The following is a 17,493-nucleotide window of genomic DNA, read 5'->3' as shown; positions in this document are numbered from 1 at the left end:
GCTCCTTATTGGAGGGCTTCGAGGGCCCGCTTGCCGCGGTCGCCCAGGAAGAACTCCTTGATAAACGGGTGGTCGACCTGGATCACGTCCTTCGTCGGCCCCACCGCGATCACGTGCTTTTCCGCCAGCACGGCGATACGGGTGGACAGCGCGAACAGCGAATCCAGGTCGTGCGTCACCATCACCACCGTCAGGCCCAGTTCCCGGTGCAGGGACTTGATCAGCGAGACGAAGCTTTCCGAGCGGTCCGGATCGAGGCCCGCCGTGGGTTCGTCCAGGAACAGCAGCTTCGGCTCCAGCGCCAGGGCGCGGGCCAGGGCGACGCGCTTGATCATCCCGCCGGACAGGTCGGACGGCATCTTGTTGGCATGCTCGGGGCCCAGCCCGACCATGTTCATCTTCAGCAGCACCGCGTCGCGCACCAGGTCGTGCGGCAGCACGCGCAGTTCGCGCATGGGCTGGGCGATGTTCTCGAACACCGTCAGCGCCGAATACAACGCGCCTTGCTGGAACAGCATGCCCCAGTGGTTGCGCAGCAGCTGCAGCTGGGCCGACGTGGCCTGCGTGATGTCCTCGCCGAATACGCGCACGCAGCCCTTCGAGGGCCGCTCCAGCCCCAGCATCTGGCGCAGCAGCACCGTCTTGCCGGTGCCCGAGCCGCCCACGATTGACATGATTTCGCCTTGTTCGATCGTCAGGTCGAGGTCATTGTGGATGACGGTGCGGCCGAACTTCGTCTGCAGGCCGTGGATCTCGACGACGGGCACGCTGCCGTCCAGGGTCAGCTCGCCCGGCGTCTCGGCACAGATGCGCTCATTGTCGTCATGGGGTTCGACCTGGTCGCTCATCAGAAGCCCACTCCGTTGAAGACGATGGCAAAGACGGCATCGGCCAGGATGACGACGGTGATGGCCGTGACGACGGACGTCGTCGTGCCCCGGCCCAGGCTTTCCGTGTTCGGCTGGATGCGCAGGCCGAAGTGGCACGACACCAGCGCGATCAGCATGCCGAACACGGCCCCTTTACCCAGGCCGATCATGTAGTTCGCCAGCGGCACGGCATCCGGCAGCTTCTGGATGAAGTAGCGCGCCGACAGGTTCAATTCGATCTTCGCCGACACCATGCCGCCGATCAGGGCCATGCAGTCGGTCCAGATGACAAGGAGCGGCATCGAGATCGCCAGCGCGACCACCTTCGGCAGGACCAGGCGGAAGCCGTGCGAAATGCCCATCACGAGCATCGCGTCGAGTTCCTCCGTCACGCGCATGACGCCCAGCTGCGCGGTGATGGACGAGCCCGAGCGGCCCGCGACAAGAATGGCCGCCAGCAGCGGGCCCAGTTCGCGGATGATGCTCATGCCGAGCAGGTTCACGAGGTAGATGTCGCCGCCGAAGTTGCGCAGCTGCTGCGCCGACAGGTAGGACAGCACGACGCCGATCAGGAAGCCGACCAGGGCGGTGATCCCGAGCGCCTGGAAGCCGGCGTGGAAGATATTGGCCGAGATTTCCTTCCACGGTCCGCGCAGGGGGCTTTTTGCGAAGCGCCACGCATCCTGCGTGACTTGGCCGATCAGCTTCACGAAACCCTGCAGGTGTTCGACGAAGTGCAGCATGCCGCCGCCCAGCGTCGTGATCCAGTCCATGTGGTGGGTGCGGGTGCGCGGCAGTTCCAGCTTGCCGGTCGCCTCCAGGCGCTTGAAGAATTCCTCCTGGCCGGGCGCGAGCTTCAGGGAAGCGGGCCGCTGGTAACCCCAGGCCTGCCAGAACAGCTGCGCCCCGATATGGTCCATGCTCTCGATGGCGGACAGGTCCCATTGCGCATTACCGCTCTTGTGCGCCTGATCGAGCCGGGCCGACAAGGCCTTGATGACCTTCCGGTGCGCCAGCGCGTGCACCTGCCACGTGCCGTCGGCGGTCACCGTGCCACCGGCGGTGTCGCCGGGTTGGAAAGTTAAGCTTGGCTCTTGTGCAATGGGCATGTCGCCAGTGTAAGTGAGATTCGTTTCGTTCGCTACGGGACCCGCCTCAACGGTGTGTCAGACCATGCCGACACAGGCCGCCGGTCCTCATGCCGCCAGGTGGCGGGCCTGGCGCTGCGGCGCCGCCGTCGTTGCCACCTTTTGCCTCACGCCGTGGCCGTCGCGTGCCAGCAGGGCGGTCGCGTCGTCCGCGCCCATGCCGCGCTGCTGCAGCCAGCGGCCCACCAGCGCCGCCAGGCGGTCCAGCGCGATGCGGTGGGTAGCGTCGGTGTTCGCATACAGCCAGTCGGAGAAGGCCATGAAGCTGTCGAAGGCTCGCTCGCCCAGCAGAACGTGGATGGTGTGGTTGAAACGGCCGGAATTGGCAACGAGGTCCCAGTAGCGGGCGAAGCGCACCAACCGCTGCATGGTGGGGAAGTCGATGTCGCGGTTGGCCAGGATCGTGTAGGGCGGATGCGGGTCGAATACGAGGCCGAATTCGGCCGTGTGGCGGATGATGGGCGTGCCGCGCAGCCGCTTCAGGATGCCGAACTGGATTTCGTGCGGGCCCAGGGCCCACAGCTTGTCGAAGCCGGCGGCGAAGCTGTCCACGGTCTCGCCGGGCAGGCCGGCGATCAGGTCGACGTGCATGTGCACGTGCGAGTGCTCGCACAGCCAGCGGATATTGTCGGCGGCCTTCTGGTTGTCCTGCTTGCGGCTGATGTTCGCCTGGACGACGGGATTGAAGCTCTGGATGCCGATCTCGAACTGCAGGGCGCCGGGCGGGAATTTGGCGATGCCTTCCTTCAGCGCGTCTGGCAGGTGGTCCGGCACCAGCTCGAAGTGGGCGTAGACGGGATCGTCGGGGTGGGCCGCCAGTTTGTCGAGGAAGAACTGCATGATCTTCAGGCTGGTCTTGATGTTCAGGTTGAAGGTGCGGTCGACGAACTTGAAGAGGCGCGCGCCGCGCGCATGCAGCGACTCCATCTCCGCCAGGAAGGCGTCGATATTGAATGGCCACGCTGTCTTGTCCAGCGCGGACAGGCAGAATTCGCACTTGAACGGGCAGCCGCGCGAGGCTTCCACGTACAGGGTGCGGTGGGCGATGTCCTCGTCACTATATAAGGAGTAGGGCAGCGCGATGTCCGCCATCGGTGGCTGCACGCCGGCGTGGACCTTCATCAGCGGCTTGGGGCCGTGCAGGATCTCGCCGCACAGCTTGGGGAAGGTGACGTCGCCCCAGCCGGTCACGACGTAGTCGGCCAGCTGCACGATGGCCTGTTCGCCCGTCTCATGCGACACCTCGGGACCGCCCAGCACGACGACGACCTGGGGCGCCACGCGCTTGAGCATGGCCACCAGCTTCGTCGTTTCCTCCACGTTCCATATATAGACGCCGAAGCCGACGATCGTCGGTTGGTGCGCCAGGATGCGCTCGACGAGCTCGGTGGTCTTGGCACCGATGACGAATTCCTGGATGCGGGTCTGTTCCTTCAGCCCCCCATATTGGCCAGCAGGTAGCGCAGTCCCAGCGAGGCATGGGTATAGCGGGCGTTGAGGGTGGAAAGCAGGATCGTCATGGCGGCAGCGGAAGGTCGAACGCGAAATCGTGCATTTTACCCCTTGCGCGGCCGCCGGCGTTTCGCTATAGTTCTGTCCCTGCCGCAGCGTAGACGTGAAAACGAAACAATGCGACAGTGGTGGAAGCGCCTCCGGCGCCGACATCGAAGGGGTTGACGAGCTGCACGAAACACCGCATAATCTCATCTCTCTGCTGCTGACAAACACAACGCTTTGTCGCCGAACGCAGCAAACGCCTGAGGGCAGAATTCTTTAACAATCAACAGTCGATAAGTGTGGGCGTTTGATGTGAGTGTGCCCGGGACTTTGGTCCCGATACTCAAAATATATAGCATCAAACGCTTGCACAAGTAATTAAACGTGACCTCGCAAGAGGAACGTCAGATTCTTGAGTGAGTGACCATGTCAGCAATGACATAAAACAGAGATTGAACTGAAGAGTTTGATCCTGGCTCAGATTGAACGCTGGCGGCATGCTTTACACATGCAAGTCGAACGGTAACAGGGAGCTTGCTCCGCTGACGAGTGGCGAACGGGTGAGTAATATATCGGAACGTACCCAAGAGTGGGGGATAACGTAGCGAAAGTTACGCTAATACCGCATACGATCCAAGGATGAAAGCAGGGGACCGCAAGGCCTTGTGCTCCTGGAGCGGCCGATATCTGATTAGCTAGTTGGTGAGGTAAAGGCTCACCAAGGCGACGATCAGTAGCTGGTCTGAGAGGACGACCAGCCACACTGGAACTGAGACACGGTCCAGACTCCTACGGGAGGCAGCAGTGGGGAATTTTGGACAATGGGCGCAAGCCTGATCCAGCAATGCCGCGTGAGTGAAGAAGGCCTTCGGGTTGTAAAGCTCTTTTGTCAGGGAAGAAACGGGTGTGGCTAATATCTGCATCTAATGACGGTACCTGAAGAATAAGCACCGGCTAACTACGTGCCAGCAGCCGCGGTAATACGTAGGGTGCAAGCGTTAATCGGAATTACTGGGCGTAAAGCGTGCGCAGGCGGTTTTGTAAGTCTGTCGTGAAATCCCCGGGCTTAACCTGGGAATGGCGATGGAGACTGCAAGGCTAGAGTTTGGCAGAGGGGGGTAGAATTCCACGTGTAGCAGTGAAATGCGTAGAGATGTGGAGGAACACCGATGGCGAAGGCAGCCCCCTGGGTCAAAACTGACGCTCATGCACGAAAGCGTGGGGAGCAAACAGGATTAGATACCCTGGTAGTCCACGCCCTAAACGATGTCTACTAGTTGTCGGGTCTTAATTGACTTGGTAACGCAGCTAACGCGTGAAGTAGACCGCCTGGGGAGTACGGTCGCAAGATTAAAACTCAAAGGAATTGACGGGGACCCGCACAAGCGGTGGATGATGTGGATTAATTCGATGCAACGCGAAAAACCTTACCTACCCTTGACATGGCAGGAATCCTCGAGAGATCGGGGAGTGCTCGAAAGAGAACCTGCACACAGGTGCTGCATGGCTGTCGTCAGCTCGTGTCGTGAGATGTTGGGTTAAGTCCCGCAACGAGCGCAACCCTTGTCATTAGTTGCTACGAAAGGGCACTCTAATGAGACTGCCGGTGACAAACCGGAGGAAGGTGGGGATGACGTCAAGTCCTCATGGCCCTTATGGGTAGGGCTTCACACGTCATACAATGGTACATACAGAGGGCCGCCAACCCGCGAGGGGGAGCTAATCCCAGAAAGTGTATCGTAGTCCGGATTGTAGTCTGCAACTCGACTGCATGAAGTTGGAATCGCTAGTAATCGCGGATCAGCATGTCGCGGTGAATACGTTCCCGGGTCTTGTACACACCGCCCGTCACACCATGGGAGCGGGTTTTACCAGAAGTAGGTAGCTTAACCGCAAGGAGGGCGCTTACCACGGTAGGATTCGTGACTGGGGTGAAGTCGTAACAAGGTAGCCGTATCGGAAGGTGCGGCTGGATCACCTCCTTTCTAGAGTTGGCACGGATCGTAAAGATCGTGCATCAAACGCTCACACTTATCGACTGTCGAATGAAGAAGAAACAGTAGCACCGCTGATATATGGTATCAACTAAGCGGGTCTGTAGCTCAGCTGGTTAGAGCACCGTGTTGATAACGCGGGGGTCGTTGGTTCGAGCCCAACCAGACCCACCATCGTATCGCACCCCATGGGGGATTAGCTCAGCTGGGAGAGCACCTGCTTTGCAAGCAGGGGGTCGTCGGTTCGATCCCGTCATCCTCCACCAAAAGTTTAAACGTAAGTTCCGAAATTTACGTTTAGTCTTTTAGAGACTACTGCTGTTTCGCTCTTTAACAATCTGGAAGAAGTAAAGTTTTATTAAGCGTGTGAGAGATCGCACACTTAGGGTAGTAGTAAAACTCATCAAACACAGTAGTAAATGCTTGAACCGATAGCCGTCAAGGTTATAGGGACAAGTGAATAAGTGCACATGGTGGATGCCTTGGCGATTACAGGCGACGAAGGACGTAGTAGTCTGCGATAAGCTACGGGGAGCTGACAAACGAGCTTTGATCCGTAGATTTCCGAATGGGGAAACCCACCCTTTTAGGGTATCACTCACTGAATACATAGGTGTGTGAGGCGAACGCGGCGAACTGAAACATCTAAGTAGCTGCAGGAAAATAAATCAACCGAGATTCCCAAAGTAGTGGCGAGCGAAATGGGAAGAGCCTGTACGTGATAGTCGGACTGATAGTGGAAGCCTCTGGAAATAGGCGCCATAGCGGGTGATAGCCCCGTACACGAAATCAGACCGGTGGTACTAAGCGTACGACAAGTAGGGCGGGACACGAGAAATCCTGTCTGAATATGGGGGGACCATCCTCCAAGGCTAAATACTCGTAATCGACCGATAGTGAACCAGTACCGTGAGGGAAAGGCGAAAAGAACCCCGGGAGGGGAGTGAAATAGATCCTGAAACCGTGTGCATACAAACAGTCGGAGCGGACTTGTTCCGTGACGGCGTACCTTTTGTATAATGGGTCAGCGACTTACATTCAGTAGCGAGGTTAACCATATAGGGGAGCCGCAGAGAAATCGAGTCCGAACAGGGCGCTAGTTGCTGGGTGTAGACCCGAAACCAAGTGATCTACCCATGGCCAGGTTGAAGGTGCGGTAACACGCACTGGAGGACCGAACCCACTAATGTTGAAAAATTAGGGGATGAGCTGTGGGTAGGGGTGAAAGGCTAAACAAACTTGGAAATAGCTGGTTCTCTCCGAAAACTATTTAGGTAGTGCCTCAAGTATCACCATCGGGGGTAGAGCACTGTTATGGCTAGGGGGTCATCGCGACTTACCAAACCATTGCAAACTCCGAATACCGATGAGTGCGAGCTTGGGAGACAGACGTCGGGTGCTAACGTCCGGCGTCAAGAGGGAAACAACCCAGACCGCCAGCTAAGGTCCCAAAGATTGGCTAAGTGGAAAACGAAGTGGGAAGGCTAAAACAGTCAGGATGTTGGCTTAGAAGCAGCCATCATTTAAAGAAAGCGTAATAGCTCACTGATCGAGTCGTCCTGCGCGGAAGATGTAACGGGGCTAAGCCAGTCACCGAAGCTGCGGATATTTTTCCTGTGATTTATCACGGGATCGATATGGTAGGAGAGCGTTCTGTAAGCCTGCGAAGGTGTCTTGTAAAGGATGCTGGAGGTATCAGAAGTGCGAATGCTGACATGAGTAGCGATAATGCGGGTGAAAAGCCCGCACGCCGTAAGCCCAAGGTTTCCTGTTCAACGTTCATCGGAGCAGGGTGAGTCGGCCCCTAAGGCGAGGCAGAGATGCGTAGCTGATGGGAAGCAGGTTAATATTCCTGCACCGTCGTATGATGCGATGGGGGGACGGATCGCGGAAGGTTGTCTGACTGTTGGAATAGTCAGTTTCTGGTTCATAGAAGGCGCTTAGGCAAATCCGGGCGCGGAATTCAAGGGATCGGGACGAGCGAACTTGTTCGCGAAGCAATCGGAAGTGGTTCCAAGAAAAGCCTCTAAGCTTCAGTCATACGAGACCGTACCGCAAACCGACACAGGTGGGCGAGATGAGTATTCTAAGGCGCTTGAGAGAACTCGGGAGAAGGAACTCGGCAAATTGGTACCGTAACTTCGGGAAAAGGTACGCCCCGGTAGCTTGGTCACTTTACTGTGATAGGGCGAAAGGGTTGCAATAAACTGGTGGCTGCGACTGTTTAATAAAAACACAGCACTCTGCAAACACGAAAGTGGACGTATAGGGTGTGACGCCTGCCCGGTGCTGGAAGATTAAATGATGGGGTGCAAGCTCTTGATTGAAGTCCCAGTAAACGGCGGCCGTAACTATAACGGTCCTAAGGTAGCGAAATTCCTTGTCGGGTAAGTTCCGACCTGCACGAATGGCGTAACGATGGCCACACTGTCTCCTCCCGAGACTCAGCGAAGTTGAAGTGTTTGTGATGATGCAATCTACCCGCGGCTAGACGGAAAGACCCCATGAACCTTTACTGTAGCTTTGCATTGGACTTTGAACCAATCTGTGTAGGATAGGTGGGAGGCTTTGAAGCGGGGACGCCAGTTCTCGTGGAGCCAACCTTGAAATACCACCCTGGTTTGTTTGAGGTTCTAACCTTGGTCCGTAATCCGGATCGGGGACAGTGCATGGTAGGCAGTTTGACTGGGGCGGTCTCCTCCTAAAGTGTAACGGAGGAGTTCGAAGGTACGCTAGGTACGGTCGGACATCGTGCTAATAGTGCAATGGCATAAGCGTGCTTAACTGCGAGACCGACAAGTCGAGCAGGTACGAAAGTAGGACATAGTGATCCGGTGGTTCTGTATGGAAGGGCCATCGCTCAACGGATAAAAGGTACTCTGGGGATAACAGGCTGATTCCTCCCAAGAGTTCATATCGACGGGGGAGTTTGGCACCTCGATGTCGGCTCATCACATCCTGGGGCTGTAGCCGGTCCCAAGGGTATGGCTGTTCGCCATTTAAAGTGGTACGTGAGCTGGGTTTAAAACGTCGTGAGACAGTTTGGTCCCTATCTGCCGTGGGCGTTGGAAATTTGAAGGGGGCTGCTCCTAGTACGAGAGGACCGGAGTGGACGAACCTCTGGTGTACCGGTTGTCACGCCAGTGGCATTGCCGGGTAGCTAAGTTCGGAAGAGATAACCGCTGAAAGCATCTAAGCGGGAAACTTGCCTTAAGATGAGATTTCCCGGAGCCTTGAGCTCCTTGAAGGGTCGTTCGAGACCAGGACGTTGATAGGTCAGGTGTGGAAGTGCAGTAATGCATTAAGCTAACTGATACTAATTGCCCGTACGGCTTGTCCCTATAACCTTGACGGTTACAGAGCATTTGCCTATGTTTGAGATTTACGAGAACTACCCAACCTTACTTCTTCCAGATTAGTAGTCGCGTTGCCCTGTCGGGAACGAGACTACGTACAAGTCATGCCTGATGACCATAGCAAGTCGGCCCCACCCCTTCCCATCCCGAACAGGACCGTGAAACGACTTTGCGCCGATGATAGTGCTGCAACCAGTGTGAAAGTAGGTTATCGTCAGGCTGTTATACCGAGAAAAGCCCACCAGTGATCTGGTGGGCTTTTTTCATTTCCGCGTAGGTTTCGAATGCGCCATGAAACCAGGGTCAGTCCCCGGTGGGGACAGCCCTCGGGCCGTGTCGCTGGTGGGCTTTACTCAGCTTCGCCGTCGGCCCTTCAGGCTTAGGGTCTGTCCCGCCGGGACTGACCCTGGTTTTTGTCGGCCACTGACGTCTTGCATGGAAGCAGGTTATCGTCACGCTGTTATACCGAGAAAGCCCACAAGTGATCTGACGGGCTTTTCTCATTTGTGCTCGCGAAATCAGGCCGGCCGGTGCCCGGCACCCTGGGTTTCCAGCTCAGCAACCTACCGTCCGCTTCATTCCTCTACCAGATTTTACGCCTCCCATCGCTCTCCAATAGTCACTGTTGTAGAGAATATTTCTTTTGCAATGGGTCTGCACACGCATGCAAGCCACTGCTATCCTTCGCTGTTAGATATCGTTTTTACAACTATAACGGAGGGTTGAATGAGGAAGCATATTGCAGTCGCCGTAGCGGTCATGCTGTTGGCTGCACAGGCGCAGTCTGCGGGCGTACGCAGCGAAGTCGCACGCACGAGTCATGGTGTCGTGCACATCAAGGCCAACGATTATCGGAGCCTGGGCTACGGCGCCGCTTACGCTTACGCCGAGGACAACGTCTGCATGCTGGCCGACACCCTGCTGACCGTGCGCGGCGAACGCTCGCGTTACTTCGGCGGCGACGCCGCGGCCACGGCGCCACGCAACGGCGAGTACGGCGCTGCCATGGACCTGTTCTTCAAGCTGCGCAACGAGGACAGCGATTTCTTCTTCAAGGGTTATCTCGACCTGGATCAGCTGCGCGCCGGGTACGGAGCCGGCTCGGCCGAGGTACGCGAGCTGCTGGCCGGCTATGCCGACGGCTACAACCGCTTTATCTCGGACAACCGCAGTCGCCTGCCGAAAGCCTGCCGCAATGCGGCTTGGGTCAAGCCGATCACCGTCGACGATGTCTACCTGATGATCGCGGAGAAGGCGATCCACGCGTCCGGCGAAGCATTCGCAGCGGCAATCGTGGGCGCGGCGCGCGATCCATCCGCCACGCCTCCCGCATTGAAGAAAAGCATGCCGGCCGCGACGAAACCGCTGCCGCGAGGGATACCCGCTGGTGTCGGCAGCAACGGCCTGGCGCTTGGCCGCGAGGCCACCGCCAACGGTCGCGGCATCCTGCTGGGCAATCCCCACTATCCGTGGACCGGTACGGACCGGTTCTACCAGCTGCACATGACCATTCCCGGCAAGTACGATGCGATGGGCGTCAGCCTCGGCGGCTTGCCGCTGGTGTCGATCGGTTTCAACAAGCACGTCGCCTGGACGCACACCGTCACCGCCGCCTATCACTTCACCACGTTCATGCTGACGCTGGACCCGTCGGACCCCACGGGCACCACGTACTACTACGATGGCGCGCCCGTCAAGATGACGGAGCGCACGGTCGCGGTCGACGTACTGCAGGCCGACGGCACCGTCGCGACCAGGCAGCGCACGTTCTACTTCAGCAAGCACGGCGCCGTGATCGTCATGCCGGACGCCGGCATCGACTGGACGGAACAATCGGCGTTCGTGCTGGGCGATGCCAACCGTCTCAACACGCGCCTGGCGGAGCAATGGCTGGCAATCGGCAAGGCCGACAGCGTCGGCGCACTGCAGCGCAGCGCCAATGCCATCGCCGGCTTGCCGTGGGTGAACACGATCGCGGCGGACAGCGAAGGCAATGCGCTCTACATCGATGCCAGCGTGGTACCGCACGTGGCAACTGAGCGGTTCGCGTCCGACTGCATGCTGGCACCGGCCATGCTGACCCTGGACGGCTCGCGCAGCGAGTGCGAGTGGGGCCAGGACCCGGATACGCCGAAGGGCATCTTCGGCGCGGGCAATACGCCAACGCTGGTCCGCCAGGATTACGTGGTGAACTCGAACGACAACTATTGGCTGACCAACGCCAGGGCACCGCTGACGGGGCCGGAACCGTACGGTTACTCGCCGTTGTACGGCACGCCAGGTACGCCGGCAACGCTGCGCACCCGCCTCGGCCTCGTGCAACTGGAAGGGGCACTGGCGGAGCAGCAGTTCCTGCGGACGAACGACGTGCAGAACCTGTTGTTCGGCAATCGCGTGCATGCTGCCGAACTCGTCTTGCCGGAACTGCTGTCGGCATGCTTCAAGTCGCATGACCTGCGGTTGCTGTCACCGTGCGCCGTACTGGCGACCTGGGATCGCAAGGCCGATGTCGACAGCCGCGGCGCCGTCCTGTTCCGCGAATTCTGGAACACGGTGCGCAGCCGTCCCGACCTGTGGGCGGTGCCGTTCGACCCGACCGATCCCGTCAGTACGCCACGCGGCGTTGCCAAGGAGGCGATGCCAGCATTGCTGACGGCGCTGCGCGATGCGACGGCGAAGCTGCAGTCGCTGGGCGTTCCCCTGTACGGCCGCCTGGGTGACTACCAGACGCAGATGCGCAACGGTCGGCGCATCGGCCTGCACGGCGGCCAGGGCGACGAGGACGGCGTCTACAATGTGCTGACGATGGCCTCGGACCTGACGTCGTCGGGCTATCGCGACGTGTCCTGGGGCAGCAGCTACATCCAGCTGGTCGGCTTCGACAATGCTGGCCCGGTCGCCAAGGGGGTGCTGACGTATGGCCAGTCGGTCGATCCGTTGTCGCCCTACTATGCGGACCAGTTGTCGCTGTTCAGCAGGAGGACGCTGGTGACCCTGCCGTTCAGCGACTCGCAGATCCGTGCGGACCGCAATTACACGCGCAAGGTACTGACGGACAAGTAAATGCCAGGTCGTGCCGCGCCGCCGCAAGGCGTCGCGGTACCGGGTGCCCTGGCGTCGATGATGTGTGCGTCAGGGCCGCCGGTTTGGCGGCGCCCGTCAGCAATTCAGTTGCCCCCATGCTGCCCAGGTATTGCGCGAGTCTTATTTACCGAAGACCGGAAGATGACGGGAACTTCCGGCGCCAGGCCGTGTCTGAGAAATAGAGGTTGCCATGAGCAGCCCGCTTTGCTATGATTCTGTCCCTGCCGCAACGTACCAGTGAAAACGAAATGCTGCGACAGGGTTTTGAACCGCTCTGGAAACAATGCGATACAAAACGAGGGGTTGACGAGCTGCACGAAACACCGCATAATCTCATCTCTCTGCTGCTGACAAACACAACGCTTTGTCGCCGAACGCAGCAAACGCCTGAGGGCAGAATTCTTTAACAATCAACAGTCGATAAGTGTGGGCGTTTGATGTGAGTGTGCCCGGGGCTTCGGTCCCGATACTCAAAATATATAGCATCAAACGCTTACACAAGTAATTAAACGTGACCTCGCAAGAGGAACGTCAGATTCTTGAGTGAGTGACCATGTCAGCAATGACATAAAACAGAGATTGAACTGAAGAGTTTGATCCTGGCTCAGATTGAACGCTGGCGGCATGCTTTACACATGCAAGTCGAACGGTAACAGGGAGCTTGCTCCGCTGACGAGTGGCGAACGGGTGAGTAATATATCGGAACGTACCCAAGAGTGGGGGATAACGTAGCGAAAGTTACGCTAATACCGCATACGATCCAAGGATGAAAGCAGGGGACCGCAAGGCCTTGTGCTCCTGGAGCGGCCGATATCTGATTAGCTAGTTGGTGAGGTAAAGGCTCACCAAGGCGACGATCAGTAGCTGGTCTGAGAGGACGACCAGCCACACTGGAACTGAGACACGGTCCAGACTCCTACGGGAGGCAGCAGTGGGGAATTTTGGACAATGGGCGCAAGCCTGATCCAGCAATGCCGCGTGAGTGAAGAAGGCCTTCGGGTTGTAAAGCTCTTTTGTCAGGGAAGAAACGGGTGTGGCTAATATCTGCATCTAATGACGGTACCTGAAGAATAAGCACCGGCTAACTACGTGCCAGCAGCCGCGGTAATACGTAGGGTGCAAGCGTTAATCGGAATTACTGGGCGTAAAGCGTGCGCAGGCGGTTTTGTAAGTCTGTCGTGAAATCCCCGGGCTTAACCTGGGAATGGCGATGGAGACTGCAAGGCTAGAGTTTGGCAGAGGGGGGTAGAATTCCACGTGTAGCAGTGAAATGCGTAGAGATGTGGAGGAACACCGATGGCGAAGGCAGCCCCCTGGGTCAAAACTGACGCTCATGCACGAAAGCGTGGGGAGCAAACAGGATTAGATACCCTGGTAGTCCACGCCCTAAACGATGTCTACTAGTTGTCGGGTCTTAATTGACTTGGTAACGCAGCTAACGCGTGAAGTAGACCGCCTGGGGAGTACGGTCGCAAGATTAAAACTCAAAGGAATTGACGGGGACCCGCACAAGCGGTGGATGATGTGGATTAATTCGATGCAACGCGAAAAACCTTACCTACCCTTGACATGGCAGGAATCCTCGAGAGATCGGGGAGTGCTCGAAAGAGAACCTGCACACAGGTGCTGCATGGCTGTCGTCAGCTCGTGTCGTGAGATGTTGGGTTAAGTCCCGCAACGAGCGCAACCCTTGTCATTAGTTGCTACGAAAGGGCACTCTAATGAGACTGCCGGTGACAAACCGGAGGAAGGTGGGGATGACGTCAAGTCCTCATGGCCCTTATGGGTAGGGCTTCACACGTCATACAATGGTACATACAGAGGGCCGCCAACCCGCGAGGGGGAGCTAATCCCAGAAAGTGTATCGTAGTCCGGATTGTAGTCTGCAACTCGACTGCATGAAGTTGGAATCGCTAGTAATCGCGGATCAGCATGTCGCGGTGAATACGTTCCCGGGTCTTGTACACACCGCCCGTCACACCATGGGAGCGGGTTTTACCAGAAGTAGGTAGCTTAACCGCAAGGAGGGCGCTTACCACGGTAGGATTCGTGACTGGGGTGAAGTCGTAACAAGGTAGCCGTATCGGAAGGTGCGGCTGGATCACCTCCTTTCTAGAGTTGGCACGGATCGTCAAGATCGTGCATCAAACGCTCACACTTATCGACTGTTGTTAGAGAAACAGCAAGAAGCGCGGGTCTGTAGCTCAGCTGGTTAGAGCACCGTGTTGATAACGCGGGGGTCGTTGGTTCGAGCCCAACCAGACCCACCACGGTTTAGTTGTCACCGCGGGGGATTAGCTCAGCTGGGAGAGCACCTGCTTTGCAAGCAGGGGGTCGTCGGTTCGATCCCGTCATCCTCCACCATCGCTTCTGTTGAAAGTACAAACGTAAGTCACTAGAGACTTAGGTTTGATCTTTTAGAGATCACTGCTGTTTCGCTCTTTAACAATCTGGAAGAAGTAAAGTTTTATTAAGCGTGTGAGACATCACACACTTAGGGTAGTAGTAAAACTCATCAAACACAGTAGTAAATGCTTGAACCGATAGCCGTCAAGGTTATAGGGACAAGTGAATAAGTGCACATGGTGGATGCCTTGGCGATTACAGGCGACGAAGGACGTAGTAGTCTGCGATAAGCTACGGGGAGCTGACAAACGAGCTTTGATCCGTAGATTTCCGAATGGGGAAACCCACCCTTTTAGGGTATCACTCACTGAATACATAGGTGTGTGAGGCGAACGCGGCGAACTGAAACATCTAAGTAGCTGCAGGAAAATAAATCAACCGAGATTCCCAAAGTAGTGGCGAGCGAAATGGGAAGAGCCTGTACGTGATAGTCGGACTGATAGTGGAAGCCTCTGGAAATAGGCGCCATAGCGGGTGATAGCCCCGTACACGAAATCAGACCGGTGGTACTAAGCGTACGACAAGTAGGGCGGGACACGAGAAATCCTGTCTGAATATGGGGGGACCATCCTCCAAGGCTAAATACTCGTAATCGACCGATAGTGAACCAGTACCGTGAGGGAAAGGCGAAAAGAACCCCGGGAGGGAGTGAAATAGATCCTGAAACCGTGTGCATACAAACAGTCGGAGCGGACTTGTTCCGTGACGGCGTACCTTTTGTATAATGGGTCAGCGACTTACATTCAGTAGCGAGGTTAACCATATAGGGGAGCCGCAGAGAAATCGAGTCCGAACAGGGCGCTAGTTGCTGGGTGTAGACCCGAAACCAAGTGATCTACCCATGGCCAGGTTGAAGGTGCGGTAACACGCACTGGAGGACCGAACCCACTAATGTTGAAAAATTAGGGGATGAGCTGTGGGTAGGGGTGAAAGGCTAAACAAACTTGGAAATAGCTGGTTCTCTCCGAAAACTATTTAGGTAGTGCCTCAAGTATCACCATCGGGGGTAGAGCACTGTTATGGCTAGGGGGTCATCGCGACTTACCAAACCATTGCAAACTCCGAATACCGATGAGTGCGAGCTTGGGAGACAGACGTCGGGTGCTAACGTCCGGCGTCAAGAGGGAAACAACCCAGACCGCCAGCTAAGGTCCCAAAGATTGGCTAAGTGGAAAACGAAGTGGGAAGGCTAAAACAGTCAGGATGTTGGCTTAGAAGCAGCCATCATTTAAAGAAAGCGTAATAGCTCACTGATCGAGTCGTCCTGCGCGGAAGATGTAACGGGGCTAAGCCAGTCACCGAAGCTGCGGATATCCGTAAGGATATGGTAGGAGAGCGTTCTGTAAGCCTGCGAAGGTGTCTTGTAAAGGATGCTGGAGGTATCAGAAGTGCGAATGCTGACATGAGTAGCGATAATGCGGGTGAAAAGCCCGCACGCCGTAAGCCCAAGGTTTCCTGTTCAACGTTCATCGGAGCAGGGTGAGTCGGCCCCTAAGGCGAGGCAGAGATGCGTAGCTGATGGGAAGCAGGTTAATATTCCTGCACCGTCGTATGATGCGATGGGGGGACGGATCGCGGAAGGTTGTCTGACTGTTGGAATAGTCAGTTTCTGGTTCATAGAAGGCGCTTAGGCAAATCCGGGCGCGGAATTCAAGGGATCGGGACGAGCGAACTTGTTCGCGAAGCAATCGGAAGTGGTTCCAAGAAAAGCCTCTAAGCTTCAGTCATACGAGACCGTACCGCAAACCGACACAGGTGGGCGAGATGAGTATTCTAAGGCGCTTGAGAGAACTCGGGAGAAGGAACTCGGCAAATTGGTACCGTAACTTCGGGAAAAGGTACGCCCCGGTAGCTTGGTCACTTTACTGTGATAGGGCGAAAGGGTTGCAATAAACTGGTGGCTGCGACTGTTTAATAAAAACACAGCACTCTGCAAACACGAAAGTGGACGTATAGGGTGTGACGCCTGCCCGGTGCTGGAAGATTAAATGATGGGGTGCAAGCTCTTGATTGAAGTCCCAGTAAACGGCGGCCGTAACTATAACGGTCCTAAGGTAGCGAAATTCCTTGTCGGGTAAGTTCCGACCTGCACGAATGGCGTAACGATGGCCACACTGTCTCCTCCCGAGACTCAGCGAAGTTGAAGTGTTTGTGATGATGCAATCTACCCGCGGCTAGACGGAAAGACCCCATGAACCTTTACTGTAGCTTTGCATTGGACTTTGAACCAATCTGTGTAGGATAGGTGGGAGGCTTTGAAGCGGGGACGCCAGTTCTCGTGGAGCCAACCTTGAAATACCACCCTGGTTTGTTTGAGGTTCTAACCTTGGTCCGTGATCCGGATCGGGGACAGTGCATGGTAGGCAGTTTGACTGGGGCGGTCTCCTCCTAAAGTGTAACGGAGGAGTTCGAAGGTACGCTAGGTACGGTCGGACATCGTGCTAATAGTGCAATGGCATAAGCGTGCTTAACTGCGAGACCGACAAGTCGAGCAGGTACGAAAGTAGGACATAGTGATCCGGTGGTTCTGTATGGAAGGGCCATCGCTCAACGGATAAAAGGTACTCTGGGGATAACAGGCTGATTCCTCCCAAGAGTTCATATCGACGGGGGAGTTTGGCACCTCGATGTCGGCTCATCACATCCTGGGGCTGTAGCCGGTCCCAAGGGTATGGCTGTTCGCCATTTAAAGTGGTACGTGAGCTGGGTTTAAAACGTCGTGAGACAGTTTGGTCCCTATCTGCCGTGGGCGTTGGAAATTTGAAGGGGGCTGCTCCTAGTACGAGAGGACCGGAGTGGACGAACCTCTGGTGTACCGGTTGTCACGCCAGTGGCATTGCCGGGTAGCTAAGTTCGGAAGAGATAACCGCTGAAAGCATCTAAGCGGGAAACTTGCCTTAAGATGAGATTTCCCGGAGCCTTGAGCTCCTTGAAGGGTCGTTCGAGACCAGGACGTTGATAGGTCAGGTGTGGAAGTGCAGTAATGCATTAAGCTAACTGATACTAATTGCCCGTACGGCTTGTCCCTATAACCTTGACGGTTACAGAGCATTTACCTGTGTTTGAGATTTACGAGAACTACCCAACCTTACTTCTTCCAGATTCAGTAGTCGCGTTGCCCTGTCGGGAACGAGACTAC

At 56.5% G+C, this 17,493-nt stretch carries 3 protein-coding genes, 4 tRNA genes, 5 rRNA genes and 1 pseudogene; 10 read left to right on the top strand and 3 right to left on the bottom strand.

The genetic code is table 11. The features are described 5' to 3' along the window. Positions 1-5: 5 nt before the first annotated feature. From PX653_RS20305 to PX653_RS20295, 3 genes and pseudogenes are all read right to left on the bottom strand, one after another. Positions 6-848 (bottom strand): ABC transporter ATP-binding protein, encoded by an 843-nt coding sequence (locus tag PX653_RS20305; protein WP_277414528.1) that lies wholly within the window; start codon positions 846-848, stop codon positions 6-8. Beyond that, positions 848-1,978 (bottom strand): MlaE family ABC transporter permease, encoded by a 1,131-nt coding sequence (locus PX653_RS20300; protein ID WP_277414527.1) that lies wholly within the window; start codon positions 1,976-1,978, stop codon positions 848-850. Before PX653_RS20300 ends, PX653_RS20305 begins: the two co-directional genes overlap by 1 nt. Before the next feature lie 87 nt (positions 1,979-2,065). Beyond that, positions 2,066-3,537, bottom strand: a pseudogene (locus PX653_RS20295) (B12-binding domain-containing radical SAM protein). 431 nt (positions 3,538-3,968) lie between these two features. On the opposite strand from PX653_RS20295, the gene PX653_RS20290 reads away from it, so the two are divergent. From PX653_RS20290 to PX653_RS20245, 10 genes are all read left to right on the top strand, one after another. Continuing rightward, positions 3,969-5,499, top strand: a 16S ribosomal RNA gene (locus PX653_RS20290). Between the two features lie 106 nt (positions 5,500-5,605). After that, a tRNA-Ile gene (locus PX653_RS20285) sits at positions 5,606-5,682 on the top strand. Between the two features lie 16 nt (positions 5,683-5,698). Next, positions 5,699-5,774, top strand: a tRNA-Ala gene (locus PX653_RS20280). Between the two features lie 184 nt (positions 5,775-5,958). Then, positions 5,959-8,849, top strand: a 23S ribosomal RNA gene (locus tag PX653_RS20275). Positions 8,850-8,971: 122 nt separating this feature from the next. Further along, a 5S ribosomal RNA gene (rrf, locus tag PX653_RS20270) occupies positions 8,972-9,084 on the top strand. The 16S, 23S and 5S rRNA genes sit together here with 2 tRNA genes alongside, the layout of an rRNA operon. A 506-nt stretch (positions 9,085-9,590) precedes the next feature. Beyond that, positions 9,591-11,927, top strand: a complete 2,337-nt coding sequence (locus tag PX653_RS20265) for a penicillin acylase family protein (protein WP_277414526.1) — start codon at positions 9,591-9,593, stop codon at positions 11,925-11,927. A 602-nt stretch (positions 11,928-12,529) separates the two neighbouring features. After that, positions 12,530-14,060: ribosomal RNA gene (locus PX653_RS20260) — 16S ribosomal RNA — on the top strand. A gap of 81 nt (positions 14,061-14,141) precedes the next feature. After that, positions 14,142-14,218: transfer RNA gene (locus PX653_RS20255), tRNA-Ile, on the top strand. Positions 14,219-14,236: 18 nt separating this feature from the next. Beyond that, positions 14,237-14,312 (top strand) — tRNA-Ala (locus PX653_RS20250). A gap of 198 nt (positions 14,313-14,510) precedes the next feature. Further along, positions 14,511-17,382, top strand: a 23S ribosomal RNA gene (locus PX653_RS20245). The last annotated feature ends 111 nt before the right edge of the window (positions 17,383-17,493 follow it).

It is taken from the genome of Pseudoduganella chitinolytica (assembly GCF_029028125.1).
Classification (GTDB): Bacteria; Pseudomonadota; Gammaproteobacteria; order Burkholderiales; family Burkholderiaceae_D; genus Rugamonas; species Rugamonas chitinolytica.
Note: the sequence above shows the minus strand (reverse complement) of the source record. Positions and strands in the feature narration are given on the sequence as shown.

Excerpts from the sequence above, each read along its gene's own strand:
- PX653_RS20305 (WP_277414528.1), bottom strand. The coding sequence starts at position 848 with ATGAGCGACCAGGTCGAACCCCATGACGACAATGAGCGCATCTGTGCC.
- PX653_RS20300 (WP_277414527.1), bottom strand. The coding sequence starts at position 1,978 with ATGCCCATTGCACAAGAGCCAAGCTTAACTTTCCAACCCGGCGACACC.
- PX653_RS20265 (WP_277414526.1), top strand. The coding sequence starts at position 9,591 with ATGAGGAAGCATATTGCAGTCGCCGTAGCGGTCATGCTGTTGGCTGCA.